The organism is Bacillus sp. B4EP4a, assembly GCF_006680105.1.
GTDB classification, from domain to species: Bacteria; Bacillota; Bacilli; order Bacillales; family DSM-1321; genus Peribacillus; species Peribacillus simplex_E.
The window spans coordinates 1-16,464 of the sequence record NZ_VHIK01000073.1 but is presented as its reverse complement, the minus strand read 5'-3'; the positions used below and the strand labels follow the sequence as shown (position 1 = coordinate 16,464).

Sequence of the window (16,464 nt, the reverse complement as noted above, 5' to 3'; positions counted from 1 at the left end):
TTATGAAATCCTGCGAATAAGTGAGCATTCGAGAGATATTCGCATCAAACTGAGGGAGTTCAAGAAGCAAATAATATACTAAAAGAGCCATTTCGCTAATAAATTCAGTTTAAGCAACTTATTTCACAATAATTACAAATTATAAAACCAAATTCTATCTTTTTAATGTAGAAAAAGGACTGAAGAATAACAAGAATCGACTTCCTTCAGCCCCATTAGTTAAAAATATTTATGCATTATTCGAACTTAACATTTTTCTCCTTTTATTTCCTTTTTCTTTCTATTTCTTTTATAAATGATTCTCCTTCAATATCTAAATTTGGTAGTAGTTTATCTAACCACTTTGGCAAGTACCAAGAAGCTTCTCCCATTATGATCATTACTGCTGATACAATAGCCATTCTTACTACAAAAGCATCAAATAGAACGCCAAATGTGAGAGAAAAGCCCATTGCTTTAATTATTGGATCTGGAGCTAACATGAATCCAGTAAATACTGAAATCATAATCAACCCAGCAGCTGTTACTACTCCACCACTATCTCTCATTCCTGCTAAAACAGCTTCGCGTGCATCCCCAGTATGTGTAAATACTTCACGCATTCTACTAACTAGAAAGACCTCATAATCCATTGCTAACCCAAATAAAATCCCTATCACAATGACTGGTAAGAAGCTTAATACAGGATTAACAATGGGAAATCCAAATAAATCAATTAAATTTCCATCTTGTATAACAAATACAGAGAATCCTAATGTTGCACCTAATGAAAGTAAAAATCCTAGAACTGCTTTTAATGGAACTAGAATAGACCTGAATACTAGAACTAATAAAATGAATGAAAATCCAATAATTAATAAAGCGAATATTGAAAGATGATAAGTTGTTATATGCTTCTTCATTTGCGATTACATAGATACGTTTCTTCATTAATTTGGTCTCTTTTAGGAAACAAAAAAGCAACGATTCACCATTGATTAGCAAACCGTTACGAAGAAACCCATAATGTAATAAACTACATCTAAGGGTGCAGCAAGTGTTTGCCTACACAGAGTAGGCGGACGGTTTAAGAAGTGCTACCAACACGACTTAAACACGCTGTGCTATTTTATTTTGTTTTATTAAAAAAGGTGAATAGTTCACTAAAATACTGCCCGAAAATCACCCGATAAATGCCCGATAATGCTTGAGTTATTATGAGTTATTATGATAAATGAATTTTAGTGAATGCTTAGAAATAAGCGTTTTTGTGAAAGTTTGACACTATATTAAAGGTAAGAGCATGTTCCGTACACAAGTTCGCCCATGGGAACGCGAACAATATATGTCAATGTATTAATCTTTAAAACCCTTGGCACCTTTGGTGTCAGGGGTTTTTTTATTTCCGGCAAATATAGGCTAAACAAATTTATGCTATGACTCTTGATAAACGAACAAAAGCATGTTTTGAGAAAAGATTGATTATTTTTGTGTTCCTTCATCAGCTCTAATAAATCATATTTGCACCAGAACCCATTTGTTAGTGAGGATATAGCATTTTTAGTAGGTTGATTAACTAATTATGAGTCTGCATTTCCTAGGGCAGCACTTAAAGTGTTTTAAGCTAGAATACGCTTGTATAGCGTCAGACTGTATGTCCCACTTGTTCCTGCGGGCATTTGAATAACAAAAGAAGTCGGATTTTTCACAGTTTTACCAATCGTATTTCCTGGTGGTACTGGCCCGATCGTAGTTGTAACAGGAGCTGTTGATGAATTGACTGTACCTGTTACAGTTGTAACGCTTGCAGCAGAATTAAAAATCTCAAAAGTCCCTTCAATGTAAGTACCAACGGGAGCAGTAAATACCGTCTCATCTACTACTCCAATTGTTGGACCATTAAAATTACCGCAAATGCTTTCTTGAAATATCTGAGCAGGAGGACAACAAGAGTCATAAAAACACATTGTATATTTCTCCTTTCGAATGATTTTTTCCAGATATGTTTTATCTGTTCGATACTTGATCTTCATTCCTCTAATAGAGTATGAAGGATTTATAGAAATTTCTTATATATATTGTCCGTTTTAAAAGATATAGAGTAATAAATTCCTTTATATCTTTATTACGCTAGAACACGCTTATACAAATTGATACAATATGACCCATTATCTCCAGCACCTGCTGTAATAGTAAAACTAGTAGGTTGATTAACTGATTGTGAGTCAGTATTTCCTGGAGCAGCACTTAAAGCTATCGCAGGAGTTGATGTCCCTGTAGCCGTTACTGTAGCAGTACTAGAAGCTGAGTTGAAAATTTCAAAAGTTCCTGAAGAATAAGCACCTGCTGGAGCAGACCATATTTCCACACCCGCTAAAGGGCCGTTAAAATTACCACAAATTTTTTCTTGAAACACCTGTGCAGGAGGGCAGCAACCTCCGTTAATTCCATTTGAACCACACATTATGAATTCCTCCTATTTACTATTAAACAGCTTGTATTAGCCATACAATATTATAGAATGTAAATTTTGCAATTTTGCAACTGACATGAGTGTAATATTTGCTAAATTATTTTTATTCCGTTAATAGAAATAGAAAAGGTAGAAGGCAATTTCCCTTAAATATGTGGAATACTTATGAAGGATAAAGAAGTGAATAGAACTCCTTTAGGATTTAAAATAGTTTGATCATTTGTAGAAAAGTTTACGTTTCAGTAACTATTTTTGTATTTTACAATGGCTGGGTTCCTGGTTGCATTTTTCTTATTTATCTTTTTTTTGTTTACGTTTGTCATCGCAAATAACAGGAAAGCATACTTCCAAAAAATATTTCCCCTCAGTTCTCCCTGTGTCTATCCCAAATACGATAATCGATTCGGCAGCATCTACTGTTGCTGAAAGCGTATTGCCAGAAGGAACGGAGAATTCAACTGGACTTTCATCATTTCGATTCACGAGAACCCGAACCGATGCAGTGCTCATAGCACTATTGAATACAGAGATTGTTACGGTAGCGTCCATCGAAATTCTCGCTTTCCAAATTTTTAGACTCGGAACCTGATCGGTCAATAACAGATTACCACATGTGCTATTGCATACAATTGGTCCTGACATTTCTGTAGGTATATTTACTTTCACTTTGATTTTTTTCTCGACTATGCATTTGCATTTTTTGTGCCCACAAACTCTACATTTTTCATGCTTGCATCTGCATTTAGTGTGCTTGCAATCTGAACATTTTTTTTGTTTACTCAAATTACTTCCACCCCCTAATTCAAGTTACTATATTTCTATTAATATACTGTACAAATTGCCTGTACTTATAACTTGAACAAGGGTTTTATGATTAAAAATGGGACTACTTTTGGTGTATTTATGGGAATCACGTTAGTTAAACAGGAAGGTTTTCCATTGTCAGGAACCGCGGTTTCTATACCGTTAAAAATAACCGTTTCTTTAGTTGTATTTTCTAAATCATCCCTAACTTGAAGATATGTAAATTCATCCCCGGTGAAATATCGTGAAACTTTAAGAAATGAACTATTTCCGCAAAAAAAATGAACAATAGAACAACCTACTATGTAGATAAGGGCAAATAAGCCCTTAAAAGTACTAATTAATATCCAAAATACTTGGGAGGGCAGCATGGATTGTGCGGTGGCTTTCCACAAATCAGGTGTTGTGTATAACATTCGTTCACCACGGATTGAGTGTGAGGAAAGTAATGCTTATACGTGTTTACATGTTTATTGACAGTTGTAGTATGTTATGGATGAACGACAGGAATTACTGTGTTGGATACGTTCGTATTAATATATTGCTGTGTTGGAGAGACTTGCGCTGGAGCAACTTGAGTAGGAAGTGTTTGCGCGGGGCAATGTTGTACTGGAGACGTAGGCATTGGACTAAAGGCTCCCATAACGTTGGAGTGTTTACCAGTTGATGCGCCCATTACTCCAGGTGCGTTCCCGAATGCTCCCATTACATGGGGGTTATTTCCTCCAATATTACGAAAAAACATTTATAATACATCCTTTCATTAAGATTTCATTACACTTGTAGTTTATGAAAAAAGGGTAGGTTTGTACTATTGAAAAAGCCTTTTAAGACAAGAATAGGCCATAGAATATTTGTTACAATCAAAGTCGTCTCATTGGGCGGCTTTTTATTATGTATACATCCTAGGCATACAGAGAGATAAAGAGAATTTTTATGTTAAGGGGGGACCTGAACATTTTAGGAAATGGACCCTAGTCTTTCTTTGAAATTCAAGATAGAAAACGTAACCGTTATTACTGTACCTCCTAAGACTGAAGTGGCTTCAAAGGTTAGTAAAGAGCCTTCCAAGAACAAATGGGATAACACTATTTTTTCTATTCAAAAAACGTTAAACAGCCGTTATAAAGCTGGTCTTGTTGTGGATGGTAAATGGGGAGCTAAAACTAAGGCTGCCATTGTCACTGTCCAAAAAGGTGCAAAAGGGAATCTTACATGGATCCTACAGTCTGCACTTTATTTGGAAGGATTTAACCCTGGCTCATTTGATTCTATATTCGGAAAAGGTACTGAATCAGCATTATCTAAATTCCAGAAAGCTAAAAAGATAACTGCAGATAAGAAGGCAGGTAAAGCAACTTCCACTAAATTGTTTGCTGCATAATAAAAAGCCTTTACTCGCTTTGAGTAGGGCTTTTTATTTATAGCTCTGTTTAAAGTACATTCACTTAACAGGTGCATATGATAATGTTATAAACTGTGAAGGGTTGAGAAAAATGTACTATGTTCCTTACATCCATACCTATCAATATCAAAATCCTTATTATGTTAATGTACCAATGTATAACTATGTAAGAAATCCTGATTATTGGAGTGTTAATAATGCTAACCAATTGGGTTTTTTACAATCATCTAACGGAAGAAATAATATTGAGGTAAAAGATTATGGACCAAAACCATTTGTAGTGAATATCAATGAAGCTACGAAACAAAACACTACCTACCGTACCGCTTTATGGACAGGAAAACATTTGCAAGTTACACTGATGAGTCTTAAAGTTGGTGAAGATATTGGTTTAGAAATTCACCCTAACGTTGACCAATTTTTACGTATTGAACAAGGTCAGGGGGTTGTTCAAATGGGTAATAGACAGGATAACTTAAACTTTGTAAGAAACGTTTATGATGATTATGCAATAATGATACCTGCTGGCACATGGCATAATGTAACCAATACAGGTAATATTCCTCTAAAACTTTATTCGATATATGCACCTCCTAACCATCCATTTGGCACTGTTCATGTTACCAAAGCAGATGCATTGGCTTCGGAAGAAGGGCATCGGATATGGCAATAGATTAATCCTAAAAAAATACCCTTCTCCTTAACTTTGAGTATATTCTTCAGTGATATCATTAGTGTAATCGTTAAGGATTAATAAAAGTCCTTTTCGAATCGAGTGGGGCTCAATTTTTTTATAGAGAGAGTTTAGGTTAATTAGAAAATGAATGGAAAAAGTATAATTATGGTGCAGACTACACATGGTACCTCCATCATAAAAAGTCCTTCTCTTAGTGAGAGGGGCTTTTCTTATTGAACCTTATTTATTTTAATCCTAATTTGTGACCATTCATCAGGGGAGGGGGTTTCAATATCTAACCTTGAAATTTTAGCATCATAAGGTGCATTGCTATCAATCATTTTACAAAATTCTTTTGAATAATACTTAGGAACATACCATAATTTCATGACTTTAAATAACACTTCTACTGCGTATTCGTCATATATATTTTCTTCATCTTTTTTTAGTTCAATTGAATCACCTATTTTTAACAGGTTTTTGACAATCTCCAGATAAGAAAGCAGGAAAAGCTACTTTCACTGAATTGCTTGCTGGATAATTGACTATCCTTCTCCTTAATCGGGAAGGAGTCTTTCTCTGTCCTTTATAATGCCAGTATACCGACTGTATCAAAGACCGCTAAGTGTTTTAGTATATCACGTCAAAAAAGCCTTATTTCATCACTATTAGTAAAAAAATCAGACCTTTTATTTTTTGATTATAATCTTCTCTAATGAACCTTTTTATTTCCTTTTACATACATTATCTAAGCAAACAGCCCAAAGTCTTTCGGTAAGTCCAGGAGGGATTCGTATGAGAAAAAATTTCAAGCAATACGGTCAAACTCTCCATTTGGTTGGAGGGAACTTAGTATATATTTCTAATATGATTTATCCTATTTATTCAAATGGAACTATTTCTAATTATCAACAATACTGTTTGGATATAAAAAATGCAATAAGTGTTAGTCAAAGCAGTATACAATCTCTTGAGACAATTTCTCCTCCGTATATTTTAGAAACGGAACATGGATTATTGATCAAAGCATTTAAAGATATATTAATTTGTCTAAACAGTTTAATACTAAGAATTAAAAGTGTAACACCCGCAGAAATAAAAGAAGCTGATATTATGAATGAAATTTCTATATTAAAAGTGATTCAAAAGGAATTAACTGAAACTACACTGGGTTTGATTGAAAAGCTAAATTCACAAACAAGAAGGTGAGATGTTTTGAACCAAGGACCTGATGAAAATAATATATTGTATTCCTTACCTACTAATACTGCGGATAAGATTGATTTTTTTGGTGAAATGATTGTAAACATAGGGAATCTTATCACTGTTATCGGGATTGCTGTAGAGGCCCAAGAAGTTGAAGAGGTTGAAGAAGTTGAAGAGGGAGTAGGAGTAGGAGAAGGAGAAGGAGCTACTAAGAATCCAAATACCACCAATTCAGGATCAGATTCTAATGCAGGCTTTATATTATCATTGATTGGGGCCATATTGGTGACTATTGGAGACATGGTATCTACAGGATCTACTGCACTGGCAATTGAACAAACAGCTTTATTAGAGAAAAAAGCAGAACAAGAAGCAAAGGAACAAAGTAGAAAAATTAAAAAAATGGAAAAACAAATAGATTCATTACATCAGGATATGAAATCTTTATTTTTTATTACCGAATCTCTAAAAAGAGAAGTGATCTTCTTACAAAATTTTATTTATCCCCATTTTCACCAACAGTGAATTTTGCAGTTATTAATATTAAATTCAATAGGTCGGAGGCAATAATATATAAATAACGATATTTCCTAGATTGAAGAAGCAAAAAACACCTTAATAGGAAGGTTGTTTACACTAGGAAGCTCTGTTTTATTTCTTATTGGTTCATTTATTGCAGTGGTAGGAGCCTTTCAAGCATATAATAAACTTATCCATATTTAATAAATGTTTTATGATGTATAATTTCACAATTAACTAGTAAGAATTGGCGCATTGCTAATGTTTATGCAAACATAAATCCCGGTTTTTAAATAAGAATATCTTTACAATTTACATTCGTTTTGCCCTTAGTCACTAACTTTTTTTCTCAATAAGTGTAGTATGAATAAAAATCTGGATATGGAGCATATCCGGGGTATCCATATTCACCGTATCCACCATAAAAGGGCTCTGAAAGAAATGCTCCACCAGCAAGCCCCCCTGCGAAAGGAAATCCATAGCTAATACCAATACCACCATAATCTCCAATGGGACCAACACTACCAATGGGTCCAACACCACCAATGGGTCCAACACCACCAATGTGTCCAACACCACCAATGTGTCCAACACCACCAATGTGTCCAACCCCTCCAATGGGACCAATACCACCTACAGTAATTCTCCTTAAATCAACTATATTTATACCTGCATTTAATTCACACATTTCAAGTAACCCCTCCTCTATTTTTTAATTTGATTTAGAGTATGCAAAGATAAGGAAGAAGTTTAGGTTATTACCTAGGAATATCAACATTTTTTATGTTTTATATTTCCTGTTATGAACCACATTTACCACATTTACAATACCCCTCTCTATGTGAGAAGGGCTTTTAAAGTAGATTATCTTTACAAGTCCATATTCGCTCTTGTTCTTAGTCACTTACTTTTTTTCTCGATAAGAGTAGTATTAAGTGTAGTATAAATATGAGTCTGGATATGGTGCATAACCTGGATATCCATATCCACCATATCCATATCCATCATATCCATATCCATCATATCCATAATATCCTCCATAGCCGCCATAAAAAGGTCCTGCAAGCAAAGCTCCAGCAGCAAGACCACCTAAAAAAGGAAATCCAAACCCAAAAGGCCTTCCAAACCCAAAAGGTCTCCCAAACCCAAAAGGCCTTCCAAAACCTCCAAAGTGACCTCCACCACCAAAACCAATACGTCTTCTTAAATCGTTTAAATTTATATCTTCATCTGTGTATATATCATGCATTTTTTGCGATTCCTCCTCTATTCTTTATTGATTTAGAGTATGCAAAGAAAAGGAGGATGTTTAGGTTCATACCTAGGAATATGTACTGGGAAACTTCTACTCTGTAAAAATCTCGTTCCTTTTGAATGTAAGTAAACCTTGATGTTTATGTTCATTGTTTTTCCTCACAATTAATAACTAATTGCTTTAATTTCTGCGTGATCTATTTCCTTAATCATATTACTCGGGAATGAAGGAACTCCTAGGTCAATGCTACTATTATTGCCGGATTGAACAGTAGTGGAGTCGTCAGAGATGCGTATTAATGCACCTGAAAATTTATTATCTTCTGCTGCAACCTGAATATCAGTCGCATCCATATCACCTTTGTTGTGAATAAATCCGGTTACATTAACGCTTCCACCCCAAAAAGTAAATCATAGTGATAAAGAATTTTAATGTAATATTTGGAAATTATATGATTTAAGGTCATGATAAAAAGAGGAACTTATGGATAAAGGAGGAATTTGTGTGTATCGTAATATAATGATTTTCTTTTCCCTGTATTATATAGATTCCTTTATTCTCCAATTTATAAACGTAAAAACCCCCTTTTTTATAACCGGCAGTCTTTTGGTGAGCAATAGCAACTTTAGTTATTTTAATTAGTTATCTTATATATTTTTATACGATTAAAACTGTTCAACGTTTAATGAAGAAACTTGAAGACCTTGGCATGATCCGCCAAGTACCCATGAAGAGAAAAAAGAACAGCCAACGCCATCATTATCAGCCTGTGAAAGATAAAATGTCCGGCAAGGACCCTGTGAAAGGGTCCAAGAAGTGTCCGGCCAATTATTTTAATCTGTTATATTCCTCATCTGTTACTGGTTCCAACCATTCCGGCGTACCTGCAGTAATTGCAATGTGTTCAAACCAGCTGTCTTTTGTAGCACCATGCCAGTGTTTTACACCATCATGGGTGACAATAACATCACCGGCTTTTAAGAATTGAGCAGGTTTTCCTTCTTCTTGATACCAACCTTCGCCACCAGTTACTAATAAAAGTTGAAACCCATTACGATGAATATGCCAGTTATTTCTACATCCTGGTTCAAAGGTTACATTCCCAACACCTACATTTACTTTAGGATCTGCAATTAATGTCTTAAGATAACTTTGTCCGACAAAAAATTGAGCATATGCTTCATTTTTTTCACCCACTGGGAAAATAACGCCATTTTTTACTTCTTCATGTTTTGCCATTTTACTGCCTCCAATAACTTCATTTTTTTATTAACCAACTTGAACAGTTGGTCAAATTATCATTTCATTAATGACTACATCAGATAGTTGCTAAATAGGAAAGGCAATTGCACCAGCAATGCGGTCGGCATATTGCGGATGGTTTCATCCAACACACCTAAACACTTAATATTCTATTTCTTAGACTGTTTTGTTACCAATCAATTAGTTTTCCGCCTCTGAAAAATTTTCCGCTTGGTCCTTCAGATCCAATTGTTGTTAACCATAAGAATGACTCAGCTGCTTGCTTAGGTGTCGTTGGAGCAGATGGTCCACCCATCTCTGAGCTTACCCATCCTGGATCGACAGCGTTTATTTTAATATCACCTTTGACTTCTCCAGCAAGCAATTGTGTCAATCCGTTTAAGGCAAGCTTAGACAACTTATATGCTCCTACTCCTGGATATGACAATTGGCTCATCCCGCCATATTCTGAGGAAACATTAATAATTCTGCCATAGCCTTGTTTTTCCATGAGGGGAATAAAGGAACGGATTACATGGTAAACTCCAAAGAAATTGGTTTCCATTGTTTTCTCCAGAATGGAAGGGTCCATAGCCACTAACTTTTTATCCTCATCCAAATACACGCCTGCATTATTAATCAATACATCTAATCTTCCATATCGCTCATTTACAGTGATCGCGGCCTGAAGAATGCTTTCTTGATTGTTTACATCCATTACCAGAAATGATACGTCTAAATCTGACTTCTTAAGTTTTTTGGCAATTTTATGACCTATTATTGGATCTCGACTTGTCAAGATGACCTTAAAACCTTCCAAAGCCAATTGTTTGACCAGCTCATATCCAATTCCTCGATTACCGCCAGTGACAAGTGCAACTTTTGTATCCTTTGACATTTTCCAATATCCTCCTTTTTCGCCCGCTAATCATAGGCAAGAGTAGATTATTGCACAATCTAGAAAAATGAAGGAATCAGCCCTATTCCCCGAATAGCTTCTGTTAGAATCAAGAATTTCCATTTATCACACGACGTAGTAATGATAATTAGTTACATGACTAAGTATAAGGGTTAGAGTAGACTCTAATTCAAGAGGGAATTTTATAAATAATAATTAATTTTTTTTATTGGCTTATTGTTAACTTTAGATTAAGCCACTTTGTATCGTTGGATGAAGTGGGAGTAGAGAACATGCAGTGGTTTTGGAAATACATTGCTTTATTGGCACAGTGAATATCACAAATAGAGCAACCTATCCTACAAATTAGGTTTGAAGGATAGGTTGCTCTATATTAATTAAAATTCCCAATTTTATCGTTTTTATGAATATCTTCCGTTCCAGCCTCCAAGGCAGTTTTATAATAGTTACATTTAAGATTTATTAGTTTCATAGTCTTGTTCATTTCTTCCAACTGTGCTTCTACAGCAGCTTTACGTTCTAAGAACATGTCATATCTTTGCTGTAAGGTGGAATCCCCATCAGTACACCAATCAATGAAATTTTTAATTTCTTTAATAGGCATCCCGGTGGATTTAAGACATTCAATGATTTTTAAAGCATTAATATCGGATTCTTTAAACAGTCGTGTTCCGTTAGGTGTTCGTTCTACAAAAGGCAAAAGTCCCTCCTTGTCGTAGTAACGTAAGGTATATGTTGTAAGGTTCAATTCTTTTGCAACTTCACTAATAGAATATTTGTTCATTGTTTTCACTCCTATTCTCCTCAAGCATAAATTTCGAGTTAACTCTAAGACGTGAAGCGATTTTATCATGGGTATTGCTGAGTGTCAAAATCACTTTTAAATAATGGAGATATAACTCATAAATGTGTTATTGTCCTATGTTACTAGCTGAATTGTCACCTAAACGAATGAGAAAAAAATATAAAAAAATGACTTGACTTAGAGTTAACTATAAGGAATAACATTGATTTGCAAGAGAAAAGAGGAGGGGTAGTAATGAAGGAATGAGAGCTTTCAAACCTAATTTTCTCCTCTAGTTACAAAGTATTCTCTTGAAAAATATATTTAATTGGAGGGTTTTAAATGGTAACGGCTAAAGCAAGAGCTGTCGACGGTCCTGACAGACATTTTCGAGCAGCAGAAATTAAAAGACGTGATCTAGATTTACATGATGTTTTAATTGAGATTAAATTTGCAGGCATATGTCACTCAGACATCCATGCTGCTCACGGCGAATGGGGTCCCGTTAACTATCCACTTGTACCAGGACACGAGATTGCGGGAATTGTTACCGATGTTGGAGCCGAGGTAACAAAGTATAAAGTCGGTGACCGAGTAGGAGTCGGATGTATGGTTGACTCCTGTGGAAAATGTGAGAACTGCCTTAAAGGGGAAGAACAATACTGCCTTAAAGGACATGTTCCAACTTACGCTGGTGTCGACCAATATGGTGAGCCTACACAAGGTGGTTATTCTACACATATCGTCGTAACCGAGGGCTTTGTTGTAAGAATTCCTGATAACATTGAACTTGACGCCGCTGCACCATTACTTTGCGCAGGCATTACAACCTACTCACCATTAAACCATTGGGGAGCTGGTCCGGGCAAGAAAGTAGCGGTTGTTGGTTTGGGAGGTCTTGGCCATATGGCAGTCAAGATTGCACATGCTATGGGTGCAAATGTGACCGTTCTATCACAAACATTGAATAAAAAAGAGGACGGCTTGCAGTTTGGCGCAGACAACTACTATGCTACTAGCGACCGAGATACATTTGAGAAGCTTGCAGGTTCTTTTGATTTAATCATCAACACAGTAAGTGCAAAGATTGATCTTGATGCGTATTTCTCCTTACTCACCCTTGATGGCACTATGGTGAACGTCGGTGCTCCTGGAGAGCCATTGTCCCTAAACGTGATATCCCTTATCGGTCATCGTCGTTCATTTGCAGGTTCCGCGATTGGAGGCATACGTGAAACTCAGGAAATGTTGGATTTCTGTGCCAAACATAATATTGTTCCTAAGATTGAAGTAATCTCTGCTGATCAAATTGATGAAGCATATGAGCGTGTCTTAGCATCAGATGTAAAGTATCGATTTGTTATTGACACTAGTACAATCTAAGTTGCTAAATTACGATCTAAACTGCCTGCAAGACAGCGAAAGAACAATAATTGCACAGCTATAGGTGGATTATATAAAAAATAGATAATCAATACTCCTTATCAAGCGAACTTTATAGTTAACATGGGGCTAATAATATCCTGAAAATTAACTAGTTCTACATTAGGAAAGTGAAAAAATACACAGTAAGAGGCGTTATTCCACTATTGAAATAGCTGGGTTTTAAGTCATAGGTGTTTGTGGTATCTCTAAAAAATATTGAAGAAAAATGGGTGAAAAAAATGTCAAAGACAGATAACTATATTTTTGATTTAAGTAATAAAGTTACAAGAAAGTCTGTTTCATACAAAAACAGGTTTGGAATCGAAATTGCAGCAGATTTTTACATGCCAAAAGATTTTGATGAGACAAAGAAACACGCAGGGATTATTATAGGCGCGCCTTATGGTGGTGTAAAAGAGCAAGGTTCTGGTATTTATGCTCAAAACATGGCTGAGCGTGGTTTTGTAGCTCTTACATTTGACCCCTCATACAACGGATACAGTGGTGGTGAACCACGACACATTTCTTCTCCAGATTTATTCGTAGAAGATTTCAGTGCAGCCGTTGATTATTTAGGTACACGTCCATTTGTAGATAAGAATCAAATTGGTGCAATAGGTATGTGTGGTAGCGGTGGTTTTGCGATCAGTGCAGCACAGATAGATAGACGCATCAAGGCAATAGCCACGGTCAGCATGTATGATATATCCCGTGTAGCAGCCAACGGCTGGAAGGATTCATTTACTGAAGAAGATCGCAACAGTATACTGGATGCAATAGCTGGGCAACGTTACGTGGATTTTGAGGCAGGCCAGCCAACGCTCGCCCAGCGAGGAGCACCTATTGGATTTGACGAAAATACAGATCCTATTGGTCGCGAGTTTGGCGAGTTCTATTCTACGCCACGTGGGTATCACCCGAACTCAATTACTCAATTTACCGTAACAAGCAGCATGTCATTTATGAATTTCCCTCTGCTTACACACATCAAATCGATTTCGCCGCGCCCGATTTTGTTTATCATAGGCGAGCACGCTCACTCACGATACTTTAGTGAAGATGCGTACGAATTGGCTGAAGAACCAAAAGAGCTGTACATCGTCCCAAATGCAGGACATGTTGATTTGTACGACAAGACAGATTTCATTCCTTTCGACAGGGTGGAATCATTCTTTACCGAGAATTTGAAGTAATAAACATAAACTAACGGGGGCATTGAACCAGATGGATTATGCCCCTGTTTGGTTTTTCCTGGCACTAAAATCAGTTGAATTTACGTATATTTCTTCACAAAGTTAAAGAAGAAAGCCGATCTGCTTATTGGAACCTTGTAATTGCACAATTTAATAATAGCAAATAGTTTCGGACTTCTTAAGATAAGTAATATTAATGGGCAATAACCCGATAAATTGCTGTTATTATTGCAGCTTTCTCATTTAGCAGTATACTCCGTGTCTAACAAAATAGAATGCCAAAGGAGCTGTGTATAAATGGATTATAAGACTTCTAACAATTCTTTTAGAACTGCCTTGTTGTTAGCAATATTTTCAGCACTAGGTCCATTTACCGTTGATATGTATCTCTCATCGCTGCCCCAAATGATGAATGATTTTAATACAACGGCATCTTTCATTCAAGCGAGCTTAACTGCCAGTTTGTTAGGGTTAGGTCTGGGGCAGCTCGTTGCAGGTCCTTTAAGCGATGTTCATGGCAGGCGTAAGCCTTTGCTGATTTCGATGCTGCTCTATTTTATTATTTCTATAGTATGTGCATTTTCGCCAAGCATCGGTATATTTATTGTTTTACGCTTCATTCAAGGATTTGTTGCTTCCGCAGGGCTTGTTATTTCTCGCGCGATTGTTCGTGATCGCTACAGTGGACTAGAAATGGTCAAATTCATGGCACTGTTGACGATGATTAGTAATGTCGCTCCATTGATTTCCCCTACTGCTGGAAGCGCGGTGACTACGTTCACTTCATGGATCGGTGTGTTTATTTTTCTAGGTTTTTTAGGGCTTTTTTTAACAGGCATATCCATATGGGGAATAAAAGAAAGCTTGCCTGTTGAGCAGCGTGTTCCCAGCAATTTTAGGCAAGTATTAAGAAACTACGGTTCCTTGCTTCGAGATCGGAGCTTTATGGGGTATGCGCTTGTCAATGGCATATTGTTCTCTGGTGTGTTCGCCTATGTTGCCGGCACTCCATTTATTTATCAAAATATGTATGGCATATCGCCTCAACTGTTTTCGGTTCTTTTTGCCTTAAATGGGCTTGGGATTATTCTGGGATCACAGCTTGTCAAACGACTGGCAGGGCAGATGGACGAACACCGTATTTTTCGGAATGGACTGCTGTTAGCTTTCATCACTACCACTGCGATCTTGTTTGTCGTGCTAGTTCACGGACCTTTTGTTGCGTTGTTCATTGCAATCTTCTTATTCGCAGCAGCTATTGGAATGATTGGACCGGTTTCATTTACACTGGCAATGAAATCACAAGGGCATATTGCCGGGAGTGCGGCAGCCATATTAGGCTCTCTTCAATTTGCGTTAGGGGCTGTCACTTCCCCTTTAGTAGGTATCGCAGGAGAAAATTCTGCCGTACCCTTCGGAATAACAATTTTTATGACAAGTATTCTGGCTGTTATCTCCTACGTTATCTTGGTGAGAAGGTCATCAACAGCTTCACAATACATGTAACTTTCAAACTTCCATTCTGTTTTATTAGGGGGACAATCAAGAGGAAAAAGGTTTACTTATGTTCCCCTATGCCGTCTGCACATTGAAAAGGGGGATACTTACCAAAGTCTTCTAATACAATCGTTTCACAAAATAAAAAATAGGAGGAAATAGCATGCAATAGGTTACACTGAACAATGGTGTTGAGATGCCGATACTTGGATTTGGGGTTTATCAAATTGATGATCAAGAAGTTTGCGAAGAATCAGTTTATAACGCCCTGATGGAAGGTTACCGCTTGATTGATACTGCTGCTGTTTCCACAAGAAGCGATGAGGGCGTATGGGGATAACCGTACAGCTGAAATAGCCATTTCAGGTGGAAATATAACCGTATCCACGCAGTTTTATAAAGTACCCGCCCAAAACAAAAATATCTTGTTTGGTTTGGAAACAGGGGATGGCCTTTCGTCCGTTGGGAGTGATGATGTACCTCCATATGTCGCAGCTGTATTTACCAAGACATTTGAGGACGGCTCAAGATAATGGGTGGGACTTACAAAAGGAATGTTTATGCGTTCCAAAATTTCAGGAAAAACCAAAGAAGAAAACAAGGAATTTGATAATGAAGAAGTAACAGGGGAATTTATGGAACGTTATGTGGAAGGGGTAAAATCTGAAAAATCTGTTCTGTTCGGAGCGGACAAAAAAGGGGAAATAAACAACCGGGATTCTCTTGCAAAAGGTATTTGGAAAGCCTTATCCTGGAAAACTACCGGGGGTGTAATGGATGAGCGAGAAAAAGAATTACCAAGCAATCGTGGATTTCAAAGACCTTCAGGACAAGGGAAAGATTTATCGTAAAGGGGATGCATTTCCGAAACCAGGAAATAAAAAGGTTGAGGAAGAACGGTTAGAGGAACTATTGTCCTCTGAGAACATGCTGGGTAAACCAGTCATTAAAGAAATCTAAGAGTGGGCTAATGCCTGCTCTTTTTTATTAGAAGGCTCTGTTAAAGGAGTTGTTGATTTCCTTGATGAACTCCCTCAGTTTAATAGATAATGCTCACGAATACTCGCTTATTCGCAGGATTTCAAAC

20 protein-coding genes and 2 pseudogenes are annotated in these 16,464 nt (G+C 36.7%); 10 read left to right on the top strand and 12 right to left on the bottom strand.

The window, feature by feature from the left end; translation table 11 throughout:
- Positions 1-263: 263 nt before the first annotated feature.
- The 5 genes and pseudogenes from FNK51_RS25505 to FNK51_RS27675 all read right to left on the bottom strand — a co-directional run.
- Complete coding sequence (locus tag FNK51_RS25505) at positions 264-890, bottom strand: MMPL family transporter (protein ID WP_286178887.1); 627 nt, start codon at positions 888-890, stop codon at positions 264-266.
- A gap of 708 nt (positions 891-1,598) precedes the next feature.
- Positions 1,599-2,012 carry an S-Ena type endospore appendage gene (locus FNK51_RS25500; RefSeq protein WP_286178885.1) on the bottom strand — a complete coding sequence of 138 codons (414 nt, stop codon included), beginning with the start codon at positions 2,010-2,012 and terminating at the stop codon, positions 1,599-1,601.
- Between the two features lie 92 nt (positions 2,013-2,104).
- A complete protein-coding gene (locus tag FNK51_RS25495) occupies positions 2,105-2,443 on the bottom strand; it encodes an S-Ena type endospore appendage (RefSeq protein WP_141995137.1) in 339 nt (112 codons plus the stop codon).
- A gap of 300 nt (positions 2,444-2,743) precedes the next feature.
- Positions 2,744-3,094 (bottom strand): S-Ena type endospore appendage, encoded by a 351-nt coding sequence (locus FNK51_RS25490; protein ID WP_353617985.1) that lies wholly within the window; start codon positions 3,092-3,094, stop codon positions 2,744-2,746.
- Positions 3,095-3,596: 502 nt separating this feature from the next.
- Positions 3,597-3,734: pseudogene (locus FNK51_RS27675) on the bottom strand (CotD family spore coat protein); the annotation flags it as partial.
- 507 nt (positions 3,735-4,241) lie between these two features.
- On the opposite strand from FNK51_RS27675, the gene FNK51_RS25480 reads away from it, so the two are divergent.
- A complete protein-coding gene (locus tag FNK51_RS25480) occupies positions 4,242-4,640 on the top strand; it encodes a peptidoglycan-binding domain-containing protein (protein ID WP_181762350.1) in 399 nt (132 codons plus the stop codon).
- Positions 4,641-4,752: 112 nt separating this feature from the next.
- On the top strand, positions 4,753-5,334 hold the full coding sequence (locus FNK51_RS25475; protein ID WP_098372716.1) for a cupin domain-containing protein: 582 nt from the start codon (positions 4,753-4,755) through the stop codon (positions 5,332-5,334).
- Positions 5,335-5,567: 233 nt separating this feature from the next.
- Here the strand turns inward: FNK51_RS25475 and FNK51_RS27670 are convergent, their stop codons facing one another.
- On the bottom strand, positions 5,568-5,831 hold the full coding sequence (locus FNK51_RS27670; RefSeq protein ID WP_353617984.1) for an HIRAN domain-containing protein: 264 nt from the start codon (positions 5,829-5,831) through the stop codon (positions 5,568-5,570).
- 301 nt (positions 5,832-6,132) lie between these two features.
- Here FNK51_RS27670 and FNK51_RS25470 point away from each other — a divergent pair, with 301 nt between their 5' ends.
- Positions 6,133-6,546 carry a hypothetical protein gene (locus FNK51_RS25470; RefSeq protein ID WP_141995134.1) on the top strand — a complete coding sequence of 138 codons (414 nt, stop codon included), beginning with the start codon at positions 6,133-6,135 and terminating at the stop codon, positions 6,544-6,546.
- 6 nt (positions 6,547-6,552) lie between these two features.
- Positions 6,553-7,068: a hypothetical protein gene (locus FNK51_RS25465; RefSeq protein ID WP_141995133.1), complete on the top strand. Its 516-nt coding sequence runs from the start codon at positions 6,553-6,555 to the stop codon at positions 7,066-7,068.
- A gap of 343 nt (positions 7,069-7,411) precedes the next feature.
- Here the strand turns inward: FNK51_RS25465 and FNK51_RS25460 are convergent, their stop codons facing one another.
- From FNK51_RS25460 to FNK51_RS25435, 6 genes are all read right to left on the bottom strand, one after another.
- Positions 7,412-7,750 carry a hypothetical protein gene (locus FNK51_RS25460; RefSeq protein WP_141995132.1) on the bottom strand — a complete coding sequence of 113 codons (339 nt, stop codon included), beginning with the start codon at positions 7,748-7,750 and terminating at the stop codon, positions 7,412-7,414.
- A 243-nt stretch (positions 7,751-7,993) separates the two neighbouring features.
- Positions 7,994-8,311, bottom strand: coding sequence for a hypothetical protein (locus FNK51_RS25455; protein WP_141995131.1), 318 nt, complete (start codon positions 8,309-8,311; stop codon positions 7,994-7,996).
- Between the two features lie 170 nt (positions 8,312-8,481).
- Positions 8,482-8,670: a hypothetical protein gene (locus FNK51_RS25450; protein WP_141995130.1), complete on the bottom strand. Its 189-nt coding sequence runs from the start codon at positions 8,668-8,670 to the stop codon at positions 8,482-8,484.
- A 475-nt stretch (positions 8,671-9,145) separates the two neighbouring features.
- Positions 9,146-9,556 (bottom strand): cupin domain-containing protein, encoded by a 411-nt coding sequence (locus FNK51_RS25445; protein ID WP_098372720.1) that lies wholly within the window; start codon positions 9,554-9,556, stop codon positions 9,146-9,148.
- 193 nt (positions 9,557-9,749) lie between these two features.
- Complete coding sequence (locus FNK51_RS25440) at positions 9,750-10,457, bottom strand: SDR family NAD(P)-dependent oxidoreductase (protein WP_141995129.1); 708 nt, start codon at positions 10,455-10,457, stop codon at positions 9,750-9,752.
- 394 nt (positions 10,458-10,851) lie between these two features.
- A complete protein-coding gene (locus tag FNK51_RS25435; RefSeq protein ID WP_098372722.1) occupies positions 10,852-11,262 on the bottom strand; it encodes a MerR family transcriptional regulator in 411 nt (136 codons plus the stop codon).
- Positions 11,263-11,604: 342 nt separating this feature from the next.
- Between FNK51_RS25435 and FNK51_RS25430 the strand changes: the two genes are divergently transcribed.
- The 6 genes and pseudogenes from FNK51_RS25430 to FNK51_RS25405 all read left to right on the top strand — a co-directional run bounded on the left by FNK51_RS25430 (position 11,605) and on the right by FNK51_RS25405 (position 16,228).
- Complete coding sequence (locus FNK51_RS25430; protein ID WP_141995128.1) at positions 11,605-12,645, top strand: NAD(P)-dependent alcohol dehydrogenase; 1,041 nt, start codon at positions 11,605-11,607, stop codon at positions 12,643-12,645.
- A 281-nt stretch (positions 12,646-12,926) separates the two neighbouring features.
- On the top strand, positions 12,927-13,880 hold the full coding sequence (locus FNK51_RS25425; RefSeq protein WP_141995127.1) for an alpha/beta hydrolase: 954 nt from the start codon (positions 12,927-12,929) through the stop codon (positions 13,878-13,880).
- A 297-nt stretch (positions 13,881-14,177) separates the two neighbouring features.
- A complete protein-coding gene (locus tag FNK51_RS25420) occupies positions 14,178-15,386 on the top strand; it encodes a multidrug effflux MFS transporter (protein ID WP_141995126.1) in 1,209 nt (402 codons plus the stop codon).
- A gap of 187 nt (positions 15,387-15,573) precedes the next feature.
- A pseudogene (locus FNK51_RS27450) lies at positions 15,574-15,681 on the top strand (aldo/keto reductase); the annotation flags it as partial.
- A gap of 16 nt (positions 15,682-15,697) precedes the next feature.
- On the top strand, positions 15,698-15,910 hold the full coding sequence (locus tag FNK51_RS25410; protein WP_141995125.1) for a major tail protein: 213 nt from the start codon (positions 15,698-15,700) through the stop codon (positions 15,908-15,910).
- 3 nt (positions 15,911-15,913) lie between these two features.
- Positions 15,914-16,228, top strand: coding sequence for a major tail protein (locus tag FNK51_RS25405; protein ID WP_181762348.1), 315 nt, complete (start codon positions 15,914-15,916; stop codon positions 16,226-16,228).
- The last annotated feature ends 236 nt before the right edge of the window (positions 16,229-16,464 follow it).